Source organism: Anoxybacteroides rupiense, from assembly GCF_014196195.1.
GTDB classification, from domain to species: domain Bacteria; phylum Bacillota; class Bacilli; order Bacillales; family Anoxybacillaceae; genus Anoxybacteroides; species Anoxybacteroides rupiense.
In genome coordinates this window covers 1-8,404 of sequence record NZ_JACIDF010000022.1, presented here as the reverse complement: position 1 = coordinate 8,404, position 8,404 = coordinate 1, and the positions used below count along the sequence as shown (strand labels likewise).

The window sequence follows — 8,404 nt, the reverse complement described above, 5'->3', positions numbered from 1 at the left end:
GGTGCTCTCACATATGTTATAGTCAGCGGGGCAGTAGCAAAGAGTTTAGTTAAAAAAGCGGTAGGGAAAGTAGCAAAGAAGGTTTTACGTAAGGGGAAAGGCAAAGCTTCTAAATATGTAGATGTGACTAAATCTGGTAGTCGTTATTCTAACAGAGAGACTGATGTATCTAAAGCACAGTTCGAAAAAAAACTACTTAGAGATGGATGGAGAAAATCAATATCTAAAGATGGAAAAACAATAATACTGACAAAAGATGGTGCAAAATATGTTCTTCGTGACGGTGCTAAATCCACAGGTGGTTCAACCGCTGACTTTTATCCAAAAGGGAGCAAAAGAATGACTTTAAAAATTAGGTTAAAATAGGGGGAGTCCAATGAATTTAGAAACTTTATTTGTTAGGGAAAAAAAAGAGTTTAATAAATTAATAGGGATGGCTAGTAATACGTTTTATATAGAAAATAGATTGCCTAAACAGGTATTCCGAGAACAATTCAATAATTTTTTGTTTGAAGAGTTTGACTGGACAATGGACAAAGATTTTTGGAGAACAATCCAGCAATTATCTAGACAAACAAAAGATAATTATGTCCTTACTGCAGTGTTAGATCCTAGTCCAGTAGAATATTTTTATAAAGAGTTTAATTATTATAATTGGATGAAACTCCCTGTTAATTTATCACCTGATGAATATTTAGACGTTCTTGAATTAGGACCTGAGGAAAGTCCAGCGGATGCAGTGCTGTACAATTCTTATACCGTTATTTGGCTACCTCCTTCAATGAAATGGGCAATATGGGGAGAAAGAAGTTATGGGGTTTGTGTTTTAGGGCTTCAAGATGTAAACAATAGTGCAGATTTATTGCCGATTTTAAAAAATTGGCGCTCTATTGATGAAACAGTTTTATCGTGGGTAGGGCTCAATTTTGTAAATCAACAACTTCCACAAGAAATGGCTGATATTTTCTTCTTAAATTATTCTAACGGTGTTAAGTAAATGTAGATGTCTATTCTGAACACAAACATAAAACAATGCGAACCTTGATTGGCTATATGCCTTTCAAGGTTTCTTTTTACAATGACTATATGGGGAGTATTTCTATCTAATGTTATCTTTTATTTAAACTCATGATGCTAGTTGAGCCTTAGAACTTAACTATCTCAAGTATAACTTAGATTAGGGTGCCAGGCACGTGTTGAAAAAATCAAAGTGTTTACGTATGATGACGCCGGGAACCTTCTTAAGGACGACCGCTACCAATACACATGGGACGGAGAAGGACGCCTGCTTTCAGTCAAAGACGTAAACGGCAACGAGGTCGCCAGCTTCACGTATCGCCCAGATGGACTGAGAGAAACGAAAACGGTGAATGGCGTGACGTACCATTATCACTATGACGGCTCGGACTTAATCCGCATTACGAACGACAACGGTCAAACCGTATGGGCGTTCACATGGGCGAGTGGCAAGCCAAACACGGTCACAAACCAAAACGGTAACACGTTCTACTATGTGACGAACTACCGCGGCGATGTTATCCGCATTGTCGACGAAAACGGCGCGACGGTCGCGAATTATAGCTATGATCCATGGGGAAAAGTGTTGTCAGTTTTGGAAAATGCGGCCGTGACTGGACAACCGATAGGGTATGCAGGATATTATTATGATAGGGAAACGAAGCTGTACTACTTGCAAGCGCGGTATTACGATCCAGAGACGGCGAGGTTTATTTCGAGGGATGCGTATCCTGGAGATAAAGATAATCCATTAACACAAAATGGATACACGTATACGAATGATAATCCTGTGATGTATGTTGATCCAGATGGAAACAATCCACTAGCTGTTGCACTCATTATAGCAGCAATTGAGGATACGCTTATATGGTTTGGACGAGCTGTTGTAGTACAAATTGTTAAAAAAGTAACCCCTTATATTTTACAGGCATATAAGAAGTACGGAAAAAAATTGAAGGTATCCGGCCCTAAGCGAAGTAAAGAAAATAAGGATAATCATACATTGTTTACGATTAGCTATGGAAAGAAGCAGCTATTAAGAATTGATATGAAGGTACTTAAACGATCTAAGGAATATATTGGGTATATACATTTCCATGTATTTCCTGACATGAGCAAACATTATGATATAACACATGTAAACTTTGGAAAAAACCTTCCTAAGTTTCCTTGGTGATTTTGAGTAAAGGAGGCGAAAAAGTGAAGTTTAATTACTATATTTACCTATCAAAAGAGATTAAAGATCACCTCAGAATTCGCGATTATATAAAGGATTTTATGAATAATAGAGGAGGTTGCAAAGAAGAAGCTGTATATGATTTTTTGACAGGGAACTGTGCAGGATATTCTCTAAAAGTTTCGATAAGTAAGGAAGTTTTTAGACAGCTAGAGGAGGAAGTGCTAACTTATTTTCACTTGGATCTTTTAGAACTTTCTTATATCGACTATCAGCATTATCACATCGTTCGGTATGATGAAAATACTAATGAAGAAATTCATGCTGCGACAGCTTACCATGTAGAAGAAGGAATTTGGGAATTCTACTATGATCAAGGGATATGGTTAAATTCTTTAGACTCCGTTATAGGAACTTTACAAGACGAAGGAATTTTCTTATTTAAGATACAAGTCTCATCAAATGATAACATTGCGAACGTATTAGATGAGTGTTTTGATGAATGGGTTCTCATGCAAAAGAATCGGATTGAATAGAACGCAAGAGGAAGGATATCTATAAATATAACTTAAGGTGCAATATGCTCCCTGAAGTCTACAGGGGGCATATTTAAATTAATGAAATTTAAACATCCAATCGGTTCCGCTTTACAATAATCTTTGGCGGCGTGATGTTATGAGGAAAAGAATCGGTTTTAAAATTTCCAATGAATATGGAACTTTACTTAGTGAATTACCTAAAGATAAAGTATAAATTTAGCACATTATTCGGAGCAAAATAACGATTTTCTTGCAATTTCAAACGGATTTCAGCCAACGTGAGGGGAATTCCACAAACTCCCTTACGCCTGTTTATAGAAAAAACATTTAGTGAACTGACGTGGAGAAGCAGCCGTGATCACCATTAGCTTTGCTGAGTTAGTTACAACAGGCACTTTAGCAGAAGGTTCCGTGTCAAATGCTGAATCCAAGTAATATAAATTAGCAGATAGATTATTTCGGAAGCTCCTTTTCAAATTGCGATTACTACCAAATTAATTATAATTTATGCGGATTTAACTTCTAAACATCAAGGGGGGTGTGGAGATATTTGTTATTTATAGCTTGATTTTTAGTTTGTAGACAATTTTAAGAGATGGTCAATTTTCTTATAAAAAAATTCTTAAAAACTTTTTTGCTGCATTTATTTTCTTTATAATACTGGGTTTTTTATACGATAAATTATTATCCAAATTATTTATAAATACTATTAAAAGTCCAGATAGTTACAATATGATAATAGCGATTGGGTTTCTACTTCTTTACTGCGTCTATATTTCTGTTAAAGCTTTTCGAGGTAAAAAGTAATGAAAAACAGATGTTTTAAGTGTAACTAACAATAACGGTCTGGAAATAATCCGGTTTTTATCATTTTCCTTAATTCTATTTTATATAGAAGGATTCAGTGATAATCTATATTATTTTATCAAAATAGGTATTAGAGTAAAAATAATTAATAATTTGAGTTTTCTAAAGTATTTAACGTCCATATATTCTCATTAGGAACAGGAACTTTAAAGTTTGCTGAATAGAGGGCGCCAGGCACGTGTTGAATGACTGATCTGTTTTAATTCGCATTACTCAATGGGCATTCACGAGCGGGAAACTGAATACGGTGACGAATGCGAATGGCTATACATTCTACTACGTCACCAACTACCGCGGCGATGTCGTCCGCATGGTCGATGAAAACGGCGCGACGGTCGCGAATTATAGCTATGATCCGTGGGGCAAAGTGTTGTCAGTTTCGGAAAATGCGGCAGTGGCTGGACAGCCGCTAGGATATGCAGGATATTATTATGATAGGGAAACGAAGCTGTACTACTTGCAAGCCCGCTATTATGATCCGGAGACGGCGAGGTTTATCTCAAGAGATCCAGATCCGGGAGACAAAGACGATCCGATCACTCAAAATGCGTATACGTATGCGAATGACAATCCGGTGATGCTGGTGGATCCGGATGGAAACAATCCGGTTTTTGCCGCTTTAGTTGGTACTATACTAAGGTTTGCAACCCCTTTAATTAGGAAATATGGTGCTAAAGCTATTCAATATGTAGGGACAAAGATAAGAAATTTTGCTTTGAAACTATTTAAAAACTTAACAGATCGCTATAGAATTACTTCAAGTTCGAGTGCTGTTGTTGTCATTTTAGATAAAAAGAACGGGAATAAGCGAGTCTTCAGCCTTGATTATCACGATAAGATTCCTCTTAGGAAGATAGGACAGAAAGGAAAAGTGAAAAATATAAAAGTATGGCATTACCATATGAATGATCCTAAAGTGCATTACGTATTTAGATGGTCTATTCCAAGTGGATATACTTTGTATGAAGAAAATTATTCCTATAGGCTAGTGTGGTGATAAACTATGGTTGCAATTAGCATTGAAGTGATGAAACCTGAACCGAATATTCATTATGAGCTCGTAAATGAGGCGGGCAATGAGCGAGTTTATCAAGTTTCTCTCTACAATGAAGATGACAGCAGCATTGAAAATATTAGGGATCTATTAATCAATTTTTTAACATTAAAAAATGAATTTCCGACATATATTTATTTTGAAGCATTTGATGACTTTGATGAAGATCTTAAATTCCATGGGGTAGATTTTCAAATTTTGAAATTGGGTCAGATAGAAAATAAGAAAAAGAACTTCTCTCCTATTTTTAAAGTAAAAGCTCAAAATATAGAAGAACTTCGGACAGTAGTAGATCAAACATATAATTTCGCGATTGCAACGCTTCCTTATTACATCACATTTACCAGTAACTTGAACTTTGATCTGCGTAAGTGGACTTTTCCCGAACAAGTAGCTATACCGAAGTTTGATTTTACAAGTCCCACCTCCTATATTTGGATAGGGTATGATGGTTTGTTCTTTGAATTAATTACAAATGAGGCAAGATATTTGGATAGTAGTGGATTTATAAAAGAGTTACCCAGATATGTTGAAGTGGTTGAAGTCATTGAGTCATATAGTTGAGGAAATGGAGTTAACCTTTTAGAGGATGGATTGTCTAAAAGATTAATTCAACATGCAATTTAGGCTTAGTCCCCATTGAGAGGGACTAAGTTTTTTGGTTTTAGTTATCAGCTTATTAGTCTTTTTCAAGAATTTAGCCACTCACTAAGTATATTTTGCAATAAACACCTCTTGCAGTAACTGCAACATTGGCTGCAATGGCAGCATACGCTGGTGCACAAGCAATTACAAACTTTGTTAAATGGGCTTACAGAACGGGGGAGGAATGGAATAGGAAAGGGAGAGAACCTGTTAAGAGGCTATCACCGACGCAATGGAAGCATATTAAAGAGAGACATTTCCCTGACTATCCTTCTGATAAACCGAAAGGTAATCTTTTTCCTGTGAAAGCTTGGGGTTCTGTATTTATCTATTCCATAATTTTAGCAATTGCTAATAATAGAGCTCTACCTGAATTCCAAGATTTAACTTATAAATCACGTGCTTATCGATTTCTTCCTGTGTATTATAAAGGGTACGCTTGTGTTATTAAGGTTGTTTATGCTAAAAAGAGCGGGGAGATAATTACTGCTTATCCGTGGGGATATTTGGGAAATCGAGGTGTTATTAAAATTAAGTAATTATGTTTTATATAAAATTAACTTAACTTTTCGATGTAGAATCTGAGTTCATATCAAACTAACGGAATAAATTTGTACAAACTTGAAGAACTATTGGCGAATTGAAAGAGGTAGTCTATCAATATAATGAAGATGAACAAGGAGGCATAAGAGCTAACTATGCATATAATAAATTTATATTTATTTGGTTTGAATTTTTAGAATGCTATCTTTTCAAGAGGAGGGGAATAATGGATGTTTGATGATAAAGTAAGGAACTTGCATATTTATCAGAAGGAATTGTTTGACCGTTTTAAGAATGACAAAATTAGCGATCTTGATTTTGAGCAAATGGAAAGAGAATTTGTTAAACATGTTGAGAGATTGGAATGGGATGGGGGTAATAAAGATGGTGGGGCGTTTGCTGATTTCGAGAATAATGAAATGAGTGACTATGAAAAAGAGTTAACAAACCGATTAAGGAATAAGCAAATTAGTAATTCTGAGTTTGAACAAATTGAGAGAGAGTTTATAGAGTATATTGAAAAACTTGGATTTGTTCCTGCTCCCTCTCTTTTAGATGATGAAGATAGAGAGTACGGTTATAACATATTTAGATATAAGTTTGAGGAAGGAATTTATTTATTGCTTAACACTGAAAAAGAGTATGATGAGGAGTATGATTATACTTCATGGGGAAAATGGTATATTTGTAATGAATGTAGGGATTTCTTATGCTACTATTCTAAGGATGAAAAACTTAACATTGTAACAATGAATGGTTTTATGACAGCTTGCTTTGGCTTTTGGATGGAAGGAGTAGAAGCGATTCCTTCTTTTATTACTAAATATTTAAAGTATAAAACACGCAAAGAATAGTGTAAGCAGGATTAGAATTAGGCTAAACATATTTATTTTTATTTTCAACTAGTAAAATTGCCTTAGCTCTGAATTTACTCGGGCTAAGGCTTTTTTGTATGTCAGTAGCTGTACTTACTTACATGTTTTTGTATTAAACATTGAGAAGAAAGTTTTGAATATGGGCGTTCACATGGGCAAATGGGAAACTGAATACGGTGACGAATGCGAATGGCGATACGTTCTACTACGTTACCAACTATCGCGCGCGGCGATGTTGTGCGGATGGTCGATGGAAATGGAACGACGGTCGCGAATTACAGCTACGACCCGTGGGGCAAAGTGTTGTCCGTTTCGGAAAATGCGGCCGTTGCTGGACAACCGATAGGGTATGCAGGATATTATTATGATAGGGAAACGAAGCTGTACTACTTGCAAGCGCGGTATTATGATCCGGAGACGGCGAGGTTTCTTTCGAGGGATCCGTATCCGGGGGATTTGGATAATCCTATCACTCAAAATGGATATACTTATGCGAATGATAATCCGGTGATGCTGGTGGATCCGGATGGGAAGTTTGCTTGGATGATTCCTATCGCTATTGTTGTAGGACAAGCTATTGCCGATGGTGTTGCAATAGGAGCAGGACTGTACATGGGAAAAGTTTGCCCCTTAGAGGCCCTAAAAAAGGAAGCTTAACTTTAAGAGATAAGAAAGGAAAAGTTATACAACGAAGATATTATGATAGTGCGGGAAGGGCGAAAAAAGACATGGATTATAGCGATCACGGAAATCCGAAACACCATCCTTGGGGCCTCATCGACATAAATGGAAATGGGACGGAAAAAAGCCTAAAAGAGGAGGAGCAGAACCAATGAATAAAGGAAGGAGGTAGGAGATAAAATATGAGTTTAGAAAGATTAATAGAACTTATAGAAATTGGACATGATATAGAATTTATCTATAATGATGAACGTTATTCAATAATGAATACTCAAGTGGGTATTTGTTTTACAAAGTACTATAATTTGAATCATCAAGAATATACAAACGTAAGTGATTTTATAGATAATGCGTGGATTGGTGAAGAAAAATTAAAAGATATTGTATCTCAAATCGAAATCACTCATGTTTTTTAAATATTAAGTGTTCCTACTTTGAGAATAATAACAAAATCGTCTGTAACTATTCAGCTTATTACTAGATAAATTCTGGAATAATCAAAACCAAAAGGGTATTTTCAATGATGGAATCGCTCTTTTTAAGTTAAGGAGTCGACATGCTGCGCATGAGGCAAAAATATGAACATCTTCGGGACTGCGAAACGTGCCTGAAATCTGTTGTTTCGTTTTAGATTAGGGTGCCAAGCACGTGTTGAAAAAATCAAAGTGTTTACGTATGATGACGCCGGCAATCTTCTCAAGGACGACCGCTACCAATACACATGGGACGGAGAAGGACGCCTGCTTTCAGTCAAAGACGTAAACGGCAACGAGGTCGCCAGCTTCACGTATCGCCCAGATGGACTGAGAGAAACGAAAACGGTGAATGGCGTGACGTACCATTATCACTATGACGGCTCGGACTTAATCCGCATTACGAACGACAACGGTCAAACCGTATGGGCGTTTACATGGGCGAATGGCAAGCCAAACACGGTCACAAACCAAAACGGTAACACGTTCTACTATGTGACGAACTACCGCGGCGATGTCGTCGGCATTGTCGA

General features: G+C 36.6%; 10 protein-coding genes and 1 pseudogene. All 11 read left to right on the top strand.

Annotated elements, in window-relative coordinates:
* Nucleotides 1-366, top strand: a pseudogene (locus GGQ95_RS18055) (hypothetical protein); the annotation flags it as partial.
* Nucleotides 367-376: 10 nt separating this feature from the next.
* Complete coding sequence (locus tag GGQ95_RS18050) at nucleotides 377-997, top strand: hypothetical protein (RefSeq protein ID WP_183187264.1); 621 nt, start codon at nucleotides 377-379, stop codon at nucleotides 995-997.
* A gap of 213 nt (nucleotides 998-1,210) precedes the next feature.
* Entirely contained in the window at nucleotides 1,211-2,194 is a 984-nt protein-coding gene (locus GGQ95_RS18515; RefSeq protein ID WP_183187263.1) for an RHS repeat domain-containing protein, read from the top strand.
* Between the two features lie 23 nt (nucleotides 2,195-2,217).
* Nucleotides 2,218-2,730 carry a hypothetical protein gene (locus GGQ95_RS18040; protein WP_080859888.1) on the top strand — a complete coding sequence of 171 codons (513 nt, stop codon included), beginning with the start codon at nucleotides 2,218-2,220 and terminating at the stop codon, nucleotides 2,728-2,730.
* Between the two features lie 1,072 nt (nucleotides 2,731-3,802).
* A complete protein-coding gene (locus GGQ95_RS18035; protein WP_506913892.1) occupies nucleotides 3,803-4,597 on the top strand; it encodes an RHS repeat-associated core domain-containing protein in 795 nt (264 codons plus the stop codon).
* Between the two features lie 6 nt (nucleotides 4,598-4,603).
* Nucleotides 4,604-5,218, top strand: a complete 615-nt coding sequence (locus GGQ95_RS18030) for a hypothetical protein (protein ID WP_066146858.1) — start codon at nucleotides 4,604-4,606, stop codon at nucleotides 5,216-5,218.
* Between the two features lie 188 nt (nucleotides 5,219-5,406).
* Complete coding sequence (locus tag GGQ95_RS18025) at nucleotides 5,407-5,838, top strand: hypothetical protein (protein WP_183187262.1); 432 nt, start codon at nucleotides 5,407-5,409, stop codon at nucleotides 5,836-5,838.
* A 234-nt stretch (nucleotides 5,839-6,072) separates the two neighbouring features.
* Complete coding sequence (locus tag GGQ95_RS18020) at nucleotides 6,073-6,696, top strand: hypothetical protein (RefSeq protein WP_183187261.1); 624 nt, start codon at nucleotides 6,073-6,075, stop codon at nucleotides 6,694-6,696.
* A 210-nt stretch (nucleotides 6,697-6,906) separates the two neighbouring features.
* Nucleotides 6,907-7,374, top strand: coding sequence for an RHS repeat-associated core domain-containing protein (locus GGQ95_RS18015; RefSeq protein WP_244963799.1), 468 nt, complete (start codon nucleotides 6,907-6,909; stop codon nucleotides 7,372-7,374).
* A 206-nt stretch (nucleotides 7,375-7,580) separates the two neighbouring features.
* Complete coding sequence (locus GGQ95_RS18010) at nucleotides 7,581-7,814, top strand: hypothetical protein (protein WP_183187260.1); 234 nt, start codon at nucleotides 7,581-7,583, stop codon at nucleotides 7,812-7,814.
* 201 nt (nucleotides 7,815-8,015) lie between these two features.
* A partial coding sequence (locus GGQ95_RS18005; RefSeq protein ID WP_183187259.1) for a hypothetical protein occupies nucleotides 8,016-8,404 on the top strand: 389 nt, incomplete at its 3' end.